Raw genomic sequence first — 14,122 nt, forward strand, 5'->3', positions numbered from 1 at the left:
ATTTATTAATTGTTCTTGTGAACATATATTAAATCCCCCTGCGCCCCCTTGGAAAAAGAGGGCGCAGGGAGATTTAGATTCTTGGGTGTACAATAATAAATTTTGCCGCGAAAGTACACTAACCAAATGATAAAGGATAGTACTTGAAAACCGTTTCTACCCTAACCAAATAATCAATACGCTGATTTTCCTAATTGAGAATAGGGCTGGCTACCGGAATAGCTATATAGAAATCGGCATGATCCCAAAAGTGCGTACCGCCTATAATAATTCTCAGTTTACCAAGACCAGTAAGATCAAGCGAATTGAGATTACCCTCGGAGTCTAGATAATTAGTAGTACCTCCCAAAGTCGTCTAATAATCCAGCCCTGCGTTAAGCTGGGCAAACCGATGGCAGGCCTGCTATTATTCCTTTGTTTTGCAAGTTGGTAAAAGTGAAGGTGTCTAGTCCACCGGCAAATTCTAAATTACCTCCTTCCGGGTAATCGGGTTTTGGCTGGCCATCATTTAAAAGATAGAAGTATAACGCTTTATTCAATATTGGTATACACCGCCTGCACGTCGTCGTCGTCTTCCAGTTTATCGAGCATTTTTTCAATCTCTTCGAGTTGTTCCTCACTAAATTCTACTGGGGTGGTAGGAAAACGCTGAAGGGTAGACTTTTCTACCTCAATCTGTTTTTCTTCCAGTGCCTGGGAGAGTGAACCGAAGTTGGTGTAGTCGCCGTAGATGTAGACCTTATCTTCATTTTCCTCAATTTCTTCCAGTCCGGCATCAATTAGTTCCAGCTCCAATTCTTCTTGGTCAAAATTATCGGGGGAAACCAGTTCGAACACGGCTTTACGGTTAAACATATAGTCTAGCGAGCCCGTCGGTACCAGCGAGCCTCCGGCTTTGTTGAAGTAGGATTTTACGTTAGCAACCGTGCGGGTAGAATTATCAGTCGCACATTCTACGACAACTAATACTCCGTGGGGGCCTTTGCCTTCGTACAGTACTTCCACGTAGTCATCCCCATCTTTGCCCTCTGCCCGTTTAATAGCCGCCTCAATATTATCTTTAGGCATATTCTGTGCCTTGGCATTCTGGATAGCCGTACGCAATTTAGCATTCATGTCGGGGTCGGTTCCGCCCTCTTTAGCGGCAATGGTGATAGATCGGGCAAGTTTGGGAAAGATTTTAGACATCTTATCCCAACGTTTTTCTTTCGCCGCCCGGCGGTATTCAAAGGCTCTTCCCATAATTTTATCTATTTAAACCAAGCGAAATTACGAAGCCCAGAGTGGAAACCCATATTTGCCAACAGAAAATTAGTGTCCTTCTAATCTTGAGACACTACGCAATTCATTTCATTAACCTTTACGGTTACACTAGGATATACGGTTAACTTCAACTATAATTTGAGACGTATGCGTACCAATTTACTTTTCCTAACACTGGCGATCATCAGTTTTCTACTAGCCTGCTCTGAGGCTGACGAAAGCGTAAACCCTACCCTCGTAACTTCTTTACTGGGCGAGGCTGACCCTTCGCTCAATGAGTTTCTACTGGTGGCTGTAGGTGAAGAGGTTTATACCCTAGATCCTAATACTGGAATTAGTCGTCGGATATTGTTTTTTGATGACTTCAATGATATTGAAAGCCTGCCGGAGTACCACAACGGAGTGCTGTACTGTGTGACTCAAGACAATGGGTTGACTGCGTTCAATGTGGAAACTAATGAAGTGCTGTGGCAAACGGGTATTCCCGATTATTACTTCAGTAGTATCAGTAAAATGTCGCCAATTTACGCTAACAACACTATTTACGTGGCTGGCTTGCGGGGCATTATGACCGCTACCGACGCTACTACCGGACGTATCCGCTGGGAGTATACTTTTCAGATTGAACCTGATGATCCGTTTGATAATATGTACGGAAGAGTGTCTTTGCACGATAACGCCTTGGTACACGGTACTTCCGGATCTATAGATGATAATTACCTGCACAAAATTGATGCTACTAATGGAAGCCGAATTTGGCGGGTGCCTCTCGCCGAAGAGGGTTTAACTGGCAGCACCGCTATTGCTGATGATATTATTTATGTGCCTACTGAGAACTTTGAAGCCCGTAATTTTGCCACGGGTGAATTGCTTTGGCAACAGCTACTCAATGATTTTGATGGAGCTAGTACTCCGGTAGTTGCGGGCGATAAGGTATTATTTCAGGGTGGCTCGGGTTCAGTAGAATCAAGCTTATATTGTTTAGACCGTCGTAGTGGAGAAGTATTGTGGACAGTAGATACCGGACTAGGTGATGCTGCTCAAATCAGCCCGGCGGTAGCGGGTAATGTAGTGTTTGGAGTGTATGAGCGGGGTACCATTGTAGCGGTTGGTGGTATTAACGGTCGCCCGTTTGCAGTATCATTGGAAACGGGGGAGTTACTTTGGGAAAATGACCGTATAAGCGTTGACACTTCTCCGGTGTACGCCAACGGGAGGTTATATTTTGATGGGCAAAATTTCGATATTGATGACTTTGATAGCTCGGTGGGGATCATTTGCTTAGATGCTGCTACTGGGGAGTTTTTGTGGGTAAATACTGATTCTCAGTTTAACAGACCATTTCCTCCCATTGTCGTAGCTCAAAATGGTGTATTTAAGCGGGGTGGATGGTAGAAAGTTAAGAAGGTGAAATTGGGGATAATCGATGAGATAGGTATATTGATGCTGTCAATACTTAAACCCTATGACTCTCTTAAACCTCTTGGCTGTACTAACCAGATTATCTCTCTACATTTCACCTGCGTTAGGGCAAGCAGTAAAAATCATTTACGATACCGATATGGATTCGGATGTAGATGATGTGGCTGCCACTGCGATACTGCACGCACTCGCTGATCGGGGTGAGGCCGAAATTTTGGCTACAGTAATTTCTTCCGCTAACCCCTGGAGTGCCCCTTGCCTGAATGCAATTAATACGTTCTACGGACGCTCCGACTTACCCATTGGAGTGCCGAAAGGCGAGGCCGTTAGTCGTTCTAGTGCGTATGCCCAATCAATAGCCGAAACCTACCCTAACACTGTTACTTCTTCTGACTCTCTACCGGATGCAGTACAACTTTATCGCCAGATATTAGCTACTCAACCCGATAGTAGTGTAGTAAATGAAGTTTTTGAAAACGGAACGCACGAGTGGCGATCTTCGCCCAATAAAGATCAATGTTATGTATTACCGCGGGCAGAATTTATTCCTGAGGTCACCGCTGAGCTAAACCGACTGATGACGGAACCAACCACTGGATAAATAGAGAATAAAGGAATAAGAACAGCTGAGATTGTAAACGGAATGGTAATTATACTTTCCCAGCTACAATGTACATGACTTGCCCCCCAGATGAGAAGTAGGTTTGGGATTTTAGTTGAGTAAGCAGTTTGGTTTTATACGCTAACACGCGTTGCCAGTAGCGCTCAAACACGTGTTTCTTACCCCCTCCGGCACGGAAGTAGTGCAACGTTTCTTGGTAGCCCAATCCACCTTCTTCATTTTCCAACCAATCTACTAACTGGGCAGCGCGAACCCGTTCTTCCCGGCTATTGTAAGGGGGAATTAGCGGCAGGGTTTTATCCGACATCCATACTTGGATATCACGAAGGCCAGCTTGTTTGAAAAGGTCAGGAATAGCACCTCCCAGCGAATTGAAGCCTTCCTCTAACCTACGTTTACCTTGCTCGCAGCGTAGGCGTACTTCCATCATTTCCAGCATTTGAGGCACATCGTACTCAGTGTCAGCGTAGCAGTCGAACATGAGGTGTGAGGCTAGATTGTTAGGCTCAAAGGCCACTACCCACCCGCCGGGGCGCGTGATTCGCCTCATCTCCTTAATTACATTAACTGGCTCAGGAACATGAATGAGCAGTGTCTGACAAAAGGTGAAATCCATCTGTCCATCTTCCAACGGGATTTCGTCAGCATTGCCTACTTGAAAAGTAAAACGACTACGGAGAGATTTCTGAATGCGCTTGGCTTTCTGACGAGCCTTTTTGACGTAAGCCTCTTCAAAATCAATTCCAATGAGGTGGGCAGATTTAGCAAAGTAGGGAGCTAGGCGGAAGGTCATACTTCCGTAGCCGCAGCCAATATCGGCTACGTTTTGATAAGATTGGGTGTTTAACCGTTGGGCAATTAAAGCTAAGTAGTCGTCATTCCACCAGTACTCCCGAGCTTCCCCTAAATGATCTTCCGAATGGTGCCGATTGGACTGACGACTACTGCTCAATCAAGAAATGTTAAGCGGATGCCTTTACTTCGCCAATATATTTAACTTCATACAGATGCTCGTAACGGCGAATAGCAGCTTGAATCTGAGGGTACGTGTCTCGGCGAATCTTAATACCTTTTGGTTCTCCTTTCTGTCGAACTTCAATGTAATAACCGGACTTGAGCGTGATACTGCGAGTTGTGGGTCGTGCCAAAAGCTAAGGGATTAAAGGTGAAAAACGAAACAATTTCCACAAGACTTGATAAAAAACATCAACGAACTTGCAGGTAAAATTCACTAATGGTAAGGAAAGGAATAAAAGCCTTTCGCTTAACATAACTAACAGTGAAGTTCACAATATAAGCAATTTTTTTGAATTATCTGTATTTTAGAGCAAACCTTTTTCAAAATTCGGCAACGAATAGCCCTAATTGGGCCTGGGAACTCATTTTGCTATTTGCAGAAGATATCCGTGATAATATTCAAATTTTGCTATATTTTAGTTAGGGCAAGAACATTTATCTATCAGATTTGGTTCTACTTTGCTTAATTGCTAAAGTACTATTTGCTTATCCGGTTAGGCCGGGGCAGTTATCCATTTTAGACTTCTATTTGGCAAGGGTTTTTCACATTGTTATTCACGGTATGAGTAGTAAGCGATCTTTTCCGGCTGAATGGTATCCTCAGAGTGGAGTACAACTGACCTGGCCTCATGTCCAAACGGACTGGCAAAGCACACTAGACCAAGTGATTCCCTGCTACCAACGCATTGCTTACGAAATTTCACTCCGGCAAAAACTGCTGGTTGCCTGTCCTAATATTAATGTGGTAAAAGAGCATCTGATTCACTGCGATCCAGCGAACGTTATCTACTGTGAAGTGCCTACCAATGATACCTGGGCTCGCGACCATAGTGGGGTCACGGTACTAGATAACGGTCAGCCTGTATTATTAGACTTTCAGTTCAATGGTTGGGGGCTGAAGTTTCCCGCCAACCTGGATAACCAGATTACTCATCAACTTTACGAACAGCAAGTTTTCTCCCCAACGGTTAAATATGAACCAAGAAAGAATTTTGTGTTGGAAGGCGGTAGTCTGGAGTCAGACGGAGAAGGAGCATTGCTAACAACCGAAGCTTGTTTATTGTCGCGAAACCGGAATGATCATCTGACTAAAGAACAAATTGAGGAATATCTGAAAGAAACCTTAGGAGTTCAGCGTATTCTCTGGCTCAAGAATGGATATTTAGTGGGTGATGATACTGATAGCCACGTTGACACTCTAGCTCGTTTCTGTAATTCACAAACCATTGCTTACGTACAGTGTACTGATTCTGACGATGAGCATTACGAAGCCCTGGCTAGAATGGAGTTAGAGCTACAACAGTTGAGAATGCAAGCCGATGAACCCTACCATCTAATCCCTTTACCAATGGCTGCTGCTATGTACGATGAAGATGATAATAGATTGCCAGCAACCTACGCCAACTTTTTAATCATGAATGATGTGGTTCTGCTGCCATTCTACAGTCTACCCCAAGATGAACCCGCTCGAGAAGTGTTACAGCAAGCTTTTCCAGATCGGGGGATCATTGGTATTCCCTGTGAAGCATTGGTGCAACAACATGGCTCACTGCACTGTGTCACCATGCAGTATCCGGCAGAGGTAATTACTTAAAAAGTAAACTTTTTACAGGCTATCCGTAGTTTTGCAAAACCTGGATACACGTAATTAATATAGTCATGACCGTAGGATTAGTACAGCAACAAAACAGCGCAGATACCAGTGACAATCTGAAAAAGCTAGAGCACAACATTCGCCAGTGCGCCCAGCAAGGAGCTGAACTGGTGGTACTACAAGAGTTGCACAACAGCCTATACTTTTGCCAAACCGAAGATACTAGTCAGTTTGATCTAGCCGAACCCATTCCCGGACCGTCTACCGAGTATTTTGGAAATATCGCTCGTGAGCTAAGTATTGTGCTAGTAACATCACTTTTTGAAAGACGCGCTGCTGGAATTTATCATAACACCGCCGTAGTGCTGGAAAAAGACGGCAGCATTGCTGGCAAGTATCGCAAAATGCATATTCCTGATGATCCGGCCTACTACGAGAAATTCTACTTTACCCCCGGCGATTTGGGTTTCAACCCCATCGAGACTTCCGCTGGTAAACTAGGGGTGCTAATTTGCTGGGATCAGTGGTACCCCGAAGCAGCCCGATTGATGGCTTTAGCCGGGGCTGATTTACTCATTTATCCTACTGCCATTGGCTGGGAGTCTACCGATCTGGCAGATGAACAGCAACGGCAGCAGGATGCCTGGGTAATTTCCCAGCGAGGACATGCAGTGGCTAACGGGCTTCCGGTAGTCTCCGTAAACCGAGTGGGTCATGAGACTGACCCTTCGGAACAGACCAATGGAATACGATTCTGGGGTCATAGCTTCGTGACGGGTCCACAGGGAGAAATATTAGTCACAGCTTCCTCAGATAAAGAAGAAAATCTAATAGCAGAAATTGACCTAGCCCACTCCGAAAATGTACGGCGCATTTGGCCCTTCTTCCGCGATCGCCGTATTGATGCCTTTGGTGACCTTACGAAGCGGTTTCGGGACTAGCTCAGAAGTAGTAGCTAAAACCCAACCCCGGCGATACGGTACTTGCTCCTAGAAGCAGAGCAACTGAAGGGTTTTCATCAAGACTGATAAAGTTTAAACTGAGACCAGATAGGGTGAAATCCAAACTCCATCGCTCACTCGGAAAATAGATAAAGCCAGGGGCAGCATTTAAGCTGATAGAAAAAGTATCTTCTCCCGTCATCTCAAGTCCACCAATGGAGTAATTACCGTAAGCGAAAACGATGCTCCCATTCAGAAAGAAGAAAAATTTATCATCTACAATGGGAAAATACCGTCGGATAAAGGGAGCTAACGTGACCGAAACATTACCGCCATCACCAACCGACGAGTAGGCTAGCCCAACTGACCCACCCACGGCGATCTGATTATTAATAAAGTAGCCTAATTGCGGAGCGATAACTACTTGAGAAAGGTTTTCGCCTAAAAATAAATTGACCGTACCGTTGGCAAACTTATTACCTTCAGCCACTTGAGCTAGTACGCAATGAGAAAGTAAGACAAAGCTAGATGCTAGGAAAAAAAATTTCATAAAGAGGTTGCGTTAAAAAGTGAAACTATTGAAGGAAAAGGCACAAAGAGTGCCAATTCGCGGGGCGAAATCAACTTCTAATAAACTTTATAATAATTCCTTCCAGACTACCGATAAAACGCTAATTTTGCCCGTTGTTTACAACCCTTACTATGACTATATTTTTAACGGGCACCAGTGGACTGCTGGGTAGCAATGTGCTGATTGAACTGCTAAAGCGAAACTACGCAGTAAAAGCCCTCTTTCGGGATGAACACGATGCCCGACGCCATCAGCACCGAAAAGATATTGAGATATTCTTAGGGGATATTACTGATGCCAACACCATGAAAAAAGGCGTTCAGGGTTGCGATGTGATTATTCACGCTGCCGCCGATACCGGACTCTGGCCCGCTCGTTCACCCGAGTACGTTGCCACCAATGTGCAGGGTACGATCAACCTGATTGAAGCGGGAAAGAAAGCGAATATTAAGCGCATGATTGCAGTAAGTACCGCCAATGCGTTAGGTTTTGGTACTAAAGAACAGCCCGGTGATGAGACTACCCCACCCAAGTTTAAACAGTACGGTTTGGGCTATATGGAAACCAAGTATTTGGCACAGGAAGTAATGTTGAAAGAGGCTCGTAACGGTTTTCCCGGATTAGTGGTAAACCCGACTTTTATGATTGGCCCTAATGACCATAAGCCCAGTTCGGGGCAGATGGTGCTGGCGGTGTACCAAGGAAAGGTACCGGGCTACCCCACCGGAGGGAAGAACTACGTGTACGTAGGCGATGCCGCTACCGCCATTGTTAATGCCATCGAGATGGGAAGTCCCGGCGAGTGCTACATTCTGGGTAACGAAAATCTTAGCTACCAAGAAGCATTTACCAAGATTGCGGGAATTGTTGGGGTAGAGCCACCCAAGTTTGCCATTCCCCCCTCACTCACCAAAGCCTTCGGTGGATTGGGAACTATCTACGGTAACCTGACTGGAGCCATGCCCAAAGTAAGCTACAAAATGGCTCGGGTTTCCTGCGACGGTCACTACTTTACCGCTGCCAAAGCCGTCCGCGAACTCAACATGCCCCAAACCCCCATTGATACTGCGATCCAAGAGTGCTTCGCGTGGTTTAAAGAAAATGGGTACTTGGATCGGAGGTAATGTTATTTAGGCTTTTGTTGTATATTTCAGATAGCAAAGAATCACATGACTGATGAAAAGAGGCACCATAAAGAAGGTTACTTTTAGCATTGTTGGCTTGTTGCTTCTCTTTGTAATAATAGTATTTGTCAACTTCAAAATCTTTGAGAAGCATTGGTCTGATGTATCATTAGGGCAGCCTATTGCGCATTATGGAGAACGTAGAGCCGCCCTTTTAGTAATCGATGTTCAGGAGGGCACCACTGGTTATGTTTCAAGAAATGCCTTCTATAAGGAAAACGCTGATAGCTTAATCAGTATAATCAATCGTATAGCTGATATTTTTAAGGCGAGCAATGCTTTGGTCGTTTACGCCAGAAGCGAAATTTCTAACCCACTGATTAATTTGCTAGACAACTCTTATGCGAAAGGCAGTATAGGAGCCAATTTTGATAGACGATTGAAGCTAAAATCAGACCTAGAAGTGGTTAAAGTTGGCAATGATACATTCGCTGATACTAATCTTGACAGCATTTTGATTAGTAACAAAATCAGTGATTTGTATATGGTTGGGTTAGACGCAGCCTACTGTATCGACGTAACTTCTGAAGCAGCTCAGAATAGAAATTACCGCATCAACTTAATTGAGGAAGCTATTTTATCAGAATCTGAGGCTACAAAGGATGGTATGATGGCTGATTTTAGAAATAGAGGCATTGAAGTTGTAAATTTTAATAATATCAAGATAGCGGAGTAAGCGTAGGTAGTGAGTACTCTATTTAAAACTACGCGAAAAGTTCGTAAATTTCACACATGAAAATAACGATAGAAGTTAACAATGATGCCGAGCTTAAAAAGGTATTAGCTGCACTAGAAGCTATAAATACTGACTATGTAGATACCCCTGTTATTCTTCATAGATCAATTACAAAAGGCAACAAAAATATAGATACTGAAGGTTTGTTCGGCATTTGGAAAAGACAGCCTCGGACATTGGAGGAAATCCGAAAGAAGCACTAAAATGGCAATTCCCAAAAAAGGCACAAGGATCATTAAGGTGGATAACGAATCTTATCGGTGGCTAATCCGAAAGAAAGCGACTTATGGGCAATGGGCGTATGGTAGTGGGCAAATACGATTAGCGGTAGAGCATATTGAGTACTGTGGCTCAGTATTGGTAGTCTATACAGATAGAAAGCACCCTAAAGATTGGGCTACTACTGGAGTCGTACCGGTCACTCCCTCAGACGTAGCTAATTGGATAAGGCAGTCGATAAAAATGGGCTGGAATCCTAAAATAAATGGTAAACAGTATTTGATCAAAATTGAGGATGGCAGGGTCAGAAGTTTGATAAGTGAAGGTAAGAACACGCTTTAAATACTAGACGATTTATGCCCCAAACTAGCCTAACCACTCCATTCCACAATTACGTACCGAAGGCAGCGGAGAGCTACTGCGTTGAGCTATGGCAGCAGTACGGGTTTCGGCTGAAGCTGGCGAATCATCGGCAGAGTAAATGGGGCGACTATCGCTACCGCAAGTTAGCCAGTGGTCAGGAACAGTATCAAATTTCGGTAAACCGTACTTTGCCCGCCGAAGCTTTTCTGCTGACCTATTTGCACGAAGTGGCTCATTTAATCGCGTTTCAAAAACACGGATTTAGAATTCGTCCGCATGGGGCAGAGTGGAAAAGCTGCTTTCGGAAATTATTACAACCTGTGTTAACGCAGCCGATGGTTTCCGAAGAGGTACTACTGCCTTTGCAGCACTACGCTTGTAATCCCAAAGCTACGGTTCACGCTGATGCACATTTGCTACAGGCACTGCTGCGAGAAAAATCGTTGGACAGTAACGTGACTCTTGCTTCAGTAGCCGAGCGGGAAGAATTTGTATTTCAGGGAAGAAAGTTTTTAAAAGAGAAAGTCAGGCGTACCCGGGCTTTGTGCCGAGAAGTAGCCAGTGGCAAACGCTACACCATTGCGCTCAGTGCTTACGTTGAGGAAGCGAACAGTACTATTGCTGCTTCATGAAGGCCAAGCTAAGCGACGCATAATCAGACCGTCAACTACTTTATGGAACGCTTGGGGCTTCATGGTGCGCCAGTTATCAATCTGTAAATTTCCGCCGTAGTTCAAGTACGAGTCAATGTTGTACTCCGTCATTTCGTTCAGTACAAAATCCCGGAAGCCGACTAGGGCAATCCAGCCGTCTTCTACATCTTCAAACCATTCTTCGTAGTAGCAGTCATCGGAACCGTGGAAGTTCATCACATTTTCCCCAATCAGAATAAACTGGTTGATCCCAATTTTTTGTAACTGATCTACAATATTGCGTTTGAGGTGCATAATATCATTGTGCAATGCGTCATTCCACTCCCCAATCATTTCCATAATCACAAAACCCCGCTCGTAGTCGGCGTACAGAATTTTGATGTAGAGTGTTTCAGAACCAATAAAATCCCAGCCTGGATCAATGTAGTAACCGTAGATGGTATTGGTGTACAGGTCGTAATTATATTCCTTACCAAAGAAGGGGGATCGGGTATCTGAAGATACATCGTACTCGCTCAGCCAGCGATGGAAAGGTTCAATGTTGTGCATTCTTCACTGTTTTCGGTATTCCTCTACTGCTTTCCGTACTGAACCATGTTCTTCCAGCAGTTGTTTAGCTTGTTCTCTATCTATTTCCAACTCACTCATAATCATCCGTTCGCCCCGGTCAACCAGCTTATTGTTACTTAACTGCATATCTACCATACGGTTTCCCTTTACTCGACCAAGACCGATCATGGTTGAGGTCGAGATCATATTTAGTACTAATTTCTGAGCCGTCCCAGCTTTCATACGGGTACTTCCGGTGACGAATTCCGGTCCCACTACTACCTCAATTGGAACTTCGGCGGCGGCGGCCAGAGGGGTTTCCAGATTACAGGTAATGCATCCGGTCAGAATGCCATTCTCACGAGCAATCTTTACTCCGCCAATTACGTAAGGGGTTGTTCCTGAAGCGGCAATGCCTATTAAGGTATCTTTCTCATCAATATTATATTCCTGTAAATCTTGCCAGGCTTGCTCAGGATCATCCTCAGCAAATTCTTTCGATTTGCGGATAGCCGCATCGCCTCCCGCCATAATACCAATAACCCACTCGGGTGGTACTCCGTAAGTAGGTGGGCACTCCGATGCATCTACAACGCCTAACCGACCGCTGGTTCCTGCGCCAATGTAAAATAAACGTCCTCCCTGCTTCATTCGGGCTACAATGCCTTCTACCAGTTTTTCAATCTGTGGAACAGCTTCTTCTACGGCGTAAGCGACCTTTTTGTCTTCGTTATTGATTCCCGCCAGCAGCTCGCTCAGCGGCATTTTTTCCAGATCATTGTACAGTGAAGATGATTCGGTAGTTGACATAGTTTTTAGTTGACAATGGAAAGTGGATAATTGATAGTGACTACTATTAATATCAGTAACGAGTTAAGTAATTTGGTAGACCAAAAGATAACTTCAGTTAGAGAGAAAACGATCGGATAAAACTAAAATTTTCATTCGCCTTGATGAAATAGCGTGAGTCCCGCAATGGGACTTTCTAAAATATTTTGCACTCGTACGCCTCGGTCGTTGGCTACCTGACGAAGCAGGTTAGCATAGTAGAACGCCACCCCTCCGGTAAAGTGTATTGGCTGCTGCTGATAATCAGTGTACTGAACGATATTTTTATCAAAGAACGCATTGAATCCATCGTAGACTAGCTTAGCAACCCACGGGTGCTTCAGATAATGAAAAGCAAAGCGGGAAAACTGCGCCAGATAGCGATTGGCTTGGGGCTGACGGTAAACGTTTTCTAGCGCATCACCCACCGATGGCGAGAAACGTTTCTCAAACTTCGGTCGTAGCTCCTTGGGCATCCATCGTTTAAAGTAGCTATTGAGTAGTTGTTTACCCAACCAAGTAGCACTCCCTTCGTCGCCCATAATGTAGCCCAATGGTGGGATATTATCCATAATTTTGTTTCCATCGTACAAGCAAGAGTTAGCTCCGGTACCAATAATACAGGCAATACCCGGCTGATGACCGCAGAGTGCCCGGGCCGCCGCTAGTAAATCGTTGTGTACTTCGGCTTTACTTTTCGGAAAGATGTTTTTCAGAGCATCTTTTACCGTTTGGCAGGCCAGATCGGTAAAACAACCGGCACCATAAAAGTGGATGGTTTCAATCTCAGCGGTTATTTGTGGCAACAATTCTTTCTGCAACCGCTCAGTAATATCTTCGGATGATTGATGATAAGGATTAAAGCCTACGGTTTTTACTTGAGAGATTTTTCCTTTGCTATCAATTAACCTCCAATCGGTTTTGGTAGAGCCGCTATCGGCAATGAGCTGCATATTTGGAAAACTGCGTTGGATTACGGAACATTGAATTCCACAAAGGTAGATAAGGCAATGGGCAAATGGCAAGATCAGCGTAATTTTTTATCCAAGCTCTCGGTGCGTCGGGTAGCCAATGCATCTAAGGTTTTAGGAAGCTACTACCGATCGCGGTTCAACCAACGACCGATAATTTCCGGTTTGCCCATCAGTTTGTCCGTAGAACCCACTACCGCTTGTAATTTGCGCTGCCCCGAGTGTCCCAGCGGATTACGCTCTTTTACCCGCCCCACCGGAAAGCTCTCGTTAGATTTATTTCGGCAAACGATTGACGAACTGCACCCAACACTCTTGTATCTATTACTTTATTTTCAGGGTGAGCCGTATCTGCATCCGCAGTTTTTAGAGTTGGTGGAATACGCTGCTCAAAGAAATATTTACACGGCAACTTCTACCAATGCGCACTTTCTAAAGGACGAAGCCGCCCGGAAAACAGTGGCGTCCGGCTTAGATCGACTAATCGTTTCTATCGATGGCACTACCCAAGAAACCTATGAGTCGTATCGAATTGGAGGAAAGCTGGATAAGGTGCTGGAAGGAACCGAGAACATTATTCGCTGGAAGAAGAAACTGCGTTCGCTTACTCCCAATGTTATTTTTCAGTTTCTGGTAGTGCAACCCAATGAGCATCAGATTGACGAAGTACAGCAAATTGCTAAAAAAATCGGGGTAGACGAAGTACGCTTCAAAACTGCCCAAATCTACGACTACGAACAAGGTTCACCTCTTATTCCAACAAAAGAAAAATACGCCCGCTACCGAAAGCAAGCTGATGGAAGCTACGCGATTAAGAATAAACTATTAGACCATTGCTGGAAGATGTGGCACTCCTGCGTCATGACCTGGGATGGGCGCATCGTCCCCTGCTGCTTTGATAAGGATGCCCACCATGTGCTGGGTTCAGTACAGCAAAAATCGTTTCGGGAGATTTGGTACGGCGAGGCTTATCAGCAGTTCCGAAGTCAGTTACTACAGTCGCGCCAGCAGATCGATATCTGCCAAAACTGTACTGAAGGCACCAAGGTGTGGGCTTAATTTTTCGTAAGATGAAAATATGCGAGTAAGTTCTTAGCAAGAATTAAACGAAGTCAGAATTTTCTACGTTGTATGAAAAATGCTGAAAATATCGTAACTTTTTCGGCTGATAAAATTATTTATTGAAACT

Annotated in this window: 17 protein-coding genes; 10 read left to right on the forward strand and 7 right to left on the reverse strand. The window is 44.6% G+C overall.

Annotation, left to right across the window (positions count from 1 at the left end; translation table 11 throughout):
* Nucleotides 1–531: 531 nt before the first annotated feature.
* The gene (locus P0M28_RS18455; protein ID WP_302204131.1) at nucleotides 532–1,242 is read right to left on the reverse strand and encodes a YebC/PmpR family DNA-binding transcriptional regulator; all 711 of its coding nucleotides are present in this window, start codon (nucleotides 1,240–1,242) and stop codon (nucleotides 532–534) included.
* A 168-nt stretch (nucleotides 1,243–1,410) separates the two neighbouring features.
* Between P0M28_RS18455 and P0M28_RS18460 the strand changes: the two genes are divergently transcribed.
* The gene (locus tag P0M28_RS18460; RefSeq protein ID WP_302204133.1) at nucleotides 1,411–2,658 is read left to right on the forward strand and encodes an outer membrane protein assembly factor BamB family protein; all 1,248 of its coding nucleotides are present in this window, start codon (nucleotides 1,411–1,413) and stop codon (nucleotides 2,656–2,658) included.
* 70 nt (nucleotides 2,659–2,728) lie between these two features.
* Entirely contained in the window at nucleotides 2,729–3,286 is a 558-nt protein-coding gene (locus P0M28_RS18465) for a nucleoside hydrolase (protein ID WP_302204135.1), read from the forward strand.
* Nucleotides 3,287–3,335: 49 nt separating this feature from the next.
* Here the strand turns inward: P0M28_RS18465 and P0M28_RS18470 are convergent, their stop codons facing one another.
* Both P0M28_RS18470 and P0M28_RS18475 read right to left on the reverse strand, forming a co-directional pair.
* The gene (locus tag P0M28_RS18470; protein WP_302204136.1) at nucleotides 3,336–4,259 is read right to left on the reverse strand and encodes a class I SAM-dependent methyltransferase; all 924 of its coding nucleotides are present in this window, start codon (nucleotides 4,257–4,259) and stop codon (nucleotides 3,336–3,338) included.
* 10 nt (nucleotides 4,260–4,269) lie between these two features.
* Entirely contained in the window at nucleotides 4,270–4,455 is a 186-nt protein-coding gene (locus tag P0M28_RS18475) for a hypothetical protein (protein ID WP_302204137.1), read from the reverse strand.
* Between the two features lie 431 nt (nucleotides 4,456–4,886).
* On the opposite strand from P0M28_RS18475, the gene P0M28_RS18480 reads away from it, so the two are divergent.
* Nucleotides 4,887–5,918, forward strand: coding sequence for an agmatine deiminase family protein (locus P0M28_RS18480; protein WP_302204139.1), 1,032 nt, complete (start codon nucleotides 4,887–4,889; stop codon nucleotides 5,916–5,918).
* Between the two features lie 65 nt (nucleotides 5,919–5,983).
* Nucleotides 5,984–6,859 carry a carbon-nitrogen hydrolase gene (locus P0M28_RS18485; protein ID WP_302204140.1) on the forward strand — a complete coding sequence of 292 codons (876 nt, stop codon included), beginning with the start codon at nucleotides 5,984–5,986 and terminating at the stop codon, nucleotides 6,857–6,859.
* Between the two features lies 1 nt (nucleotide 6,860).
* On the opposite strand, the gene P0M28_RS18490 is transcribed toward P0M28_RS18485, so the two are convergent.
* The gene (locus P0M28_RS18490) at nucleotides 6,861–7,409 is read right to left on the reverse strand and encodes a hypothetical protein (RefSeq protein ID WP_302204141.1); all 549 of its coding nucleotides are present in this window, start codon (nucleotides 7,407–7,409) and stop codon (nucleotides 6,861–6,863) included.
* A gap of 152 nt (nucleotides 7,410–7,561) precedes the next feature.
* Between P0M28_RS18490 and P0M28_RS18495 the strand changes: the two genes are divergently transcribed.
* From P0M28_RS18495 to P0M28_RS18515, 5 genes are read left to right on the forward strand one after another with little or no spacing between them, the layout of a single operon-like run.
* Nucleotides 7,562–8,554 (forward strand): NAD-dependent epimerase/dehydratase family protein, encoded by a 993-nt coding sequence (locus tag P0M28_RS18495; RefSeq protein ID WP_302204142.1) that lies wholly within the window; start codon nucleotides 7,562–7,564, stop codon nucleotides 8,552–8,554.
* A 52-nt stretch (nucleotides 8,555–8,606) separates the two neighbouring features.
* Entirely contained in the window at nucleotides 8,607–9,290 is a 684-nt protein-coding gene (locus tag P0M28_RS18500; protein ID WP_302204143.1) for a cysteine hydrolase family protein, read from the forward strand.
* A gap of 56 nt (nucleotides 9,291–9,346) precedes the next feature.
* Entirely contained in the window at nucleotides 9,347–9,553 is a 207-nt protein-coding gene (locus P0M28_RS18505) for a hypothetical protein (protein ID WP_302204144.1), read from the forward strand.
* A gap of 1 nt (nucleotide 9,554) precedes the next feature.
* Nucleotides 9,555–9,911 carry a hypothetical protein gene (locus P0M28_RS18510; protein ID WP_302204145.1) on the forward strand — a complete coding sequence of 119 codons (357 nt, stop codon included), beginning with the start codon at nucleotides 9,555–9,557 and terminating at the stop codon, nucleotides 9,909–9,911.
* A gap of 14 nt (nucleotides 9,912–9,925) precedes the next feature.
* A complete protein-coding gene (locus tag P0M28_RS18515; protein WP_302204146.1) occupies nucleotides 9,926–10,564 on the forward strand; it encodes a SprT-like domain-containing protein in 639 nt (212 codons plus the stop codon).
* Here the strand turns inward: P0M28_RS18515 and P0M28_RS18520 are convergent.
* The 3 genes from P0M28_RS18520 to P0M28_RS18530 all read right to left on the reverse strand — a co-directional run bounded on the left by P0M28_RS18520 (nucleotide 10,559) and on the right by P0M28_RS18530 (nucleotide 12,915).
* A complete protein-coding gene (locus P0M28_RS18520; protein ID WP_302204148.1) occupies nucleotides 10,559–11,134 on the reverse strand; it encodes a hypothetical protein in 576 nt (191 codons plus the stop codon). The genes P0M28_RS18515 and P0M28_RS18520 overlap by 6 nt on opposite strands.
* Before the next feature lie 3 nt (nucleotides 11,135–11,137).
* The gene (murQ, locus tag P0M28_RS18525) at nucleotides 11,138–11,995 is read right to left on the reverse strand and encodes an N-acetylmuramic acid 6-phosphate etherase (protein ID WP_302210919.1); all 858 of its coding nucleotides are present in this window, start codon (nucleotides 11,993–11,995) and stop codon (nucleotides 11,138–11,140) included.
* An 80-nt stretch (nucleotides 11,996–12,075) separates the two neighbouring features.
* Nucleotides 12,076–12,915, reverse strand: coding sequence for a BadF/BadG/BcrA/BcrD ATPase family protein (locus P0M28_RS18530; RefSeq protein WP_302204150.1), 840 nt, complete (start codon nucleotides 12,913–12,915; stop codon nucleotides 12,076–12,078).
* Between the two features lie 57 nt (nucleotides 12,916–12,972).
* On the opposite strand from P0M28_RS18530, the gene P0M28_RS18535 reads away from it, so the two are divergent.
* Complete coding sequence (locus P0M28_RS18535; RefSeq protein WP_302210920.1) at nucleotides 12,973–13,992, forward strand: SPASM domain-containing protein; 1,020 nt, start codon at nucleotides 12,973–12,975, stop codon at nucleotides 13,990–13,992.
* Nucleotides 13,993–14,122: the final 130 nt, after the last annotated feature.

The organism is Tunicatimonas pelagia (genome assembly GCF_030506325.1).
GTDB classification, from domain to species: domain Bacteria; phylum Bacteroidota; class Bacteroidia; order Cytophagales; family Cyclobacteriaceae; genus Tunicatimonas; species Tunicatimonas pelagia.

Coding starts and splice junctions, on each gene's coding strand:
- P0M28_RS18485 (WP_302204140.1), top strand. CDS start 5,984: ATGACCGTAGGATTAGTACAGCAACAAAACAGCGCAGATACCAGTGAC.
- P0M28_RS18465 (WP_302204135.1), top strand. CDS start 2,729: ATGACTCTCTTAAACCTCTTGGCTGTACTAACCAGATTATCTCTCTAC.
- P0M28_RS18530 (WP_302204150.1), bottom strand. CDS start 12,915: ATGCAGCTCATTGCCGATAGCGGCTCTACCAAAACCGATTGGAGGTTA.
- P0M28_RS18455 (WP_302204131.1), bottom strand. CDS start 1,242: ATGGGAAGAGCCTTTGAATACCGCCGGGCGGCGAAAGAAAAACGTTGG.
- P0M28_RS18480 (WP_302204139.1), top strand. CDS start 4,887: ATGAGTAGTAAGCGATCTTTTCCGGCTGAATGGTATCCTCAGAGTGGA.
- P0M28_RS18535 (WP_302210920.1), top strand. CDS start 12,973: ATGGGCAAATGGCAAGATCAGCGTAATTTTTTATCCAAGCTCTCGGTG.
- P0M28_RS18505 (WP_302204144.1), top strand. CDS start 9,347: ATGAAAATAACGATAGAAGTTAACAATGATGCCGAGCTTAAAAAGGTA.
- P0M28_RS18520 (WP_302204148.1), bottom strand. CDS start 11,134: ATGCACAACATTGAACCTTTCCATCGCTGGCTGAGCGAGTACGATGTA.
- P0M28_RS18510 (WP_302204145.1), top strand. CDS start 9,555: ATGGCAATTCCCAAAAAAGGCACAAGGATCATTAAGGTGGATAACGAA.
- P0M28_RS18460 (WP_302204133.1), top strand. CDS start 1,411: ATGCGTACCAATTTACTTTTCCTAACACTGGCGATCATCAGTTTTCTA.
- P0M28_RS18515 (WP_302204146.1), top strand. CDS start 9,926: ATGCCCCAAACTAGCCTAACCACTCCATTCCACAATTACGTACCGAAG.
- P0M28_RS18495 (WP_302204142.1), top strand. CDS start 7,562: ATGACTATATTTTTAACGGGCACCAGTGGACTGCTGGGTAGCAATGTG.
- P0M28_RS18490 (WP_302204141.1), bottom strand. CDS start 7,409: ATGAAATTTTTTTTCCTAGCATCTAGCTTTGTCTTACTTTCTCATTGC.
- P0M28_RS18500 (WP_302204143.1), top strand. CDS start 8,607: ATGAAAAGAGGCACCATAAAGAAGGTTACTTTTAGCATTGTTGGCTTG.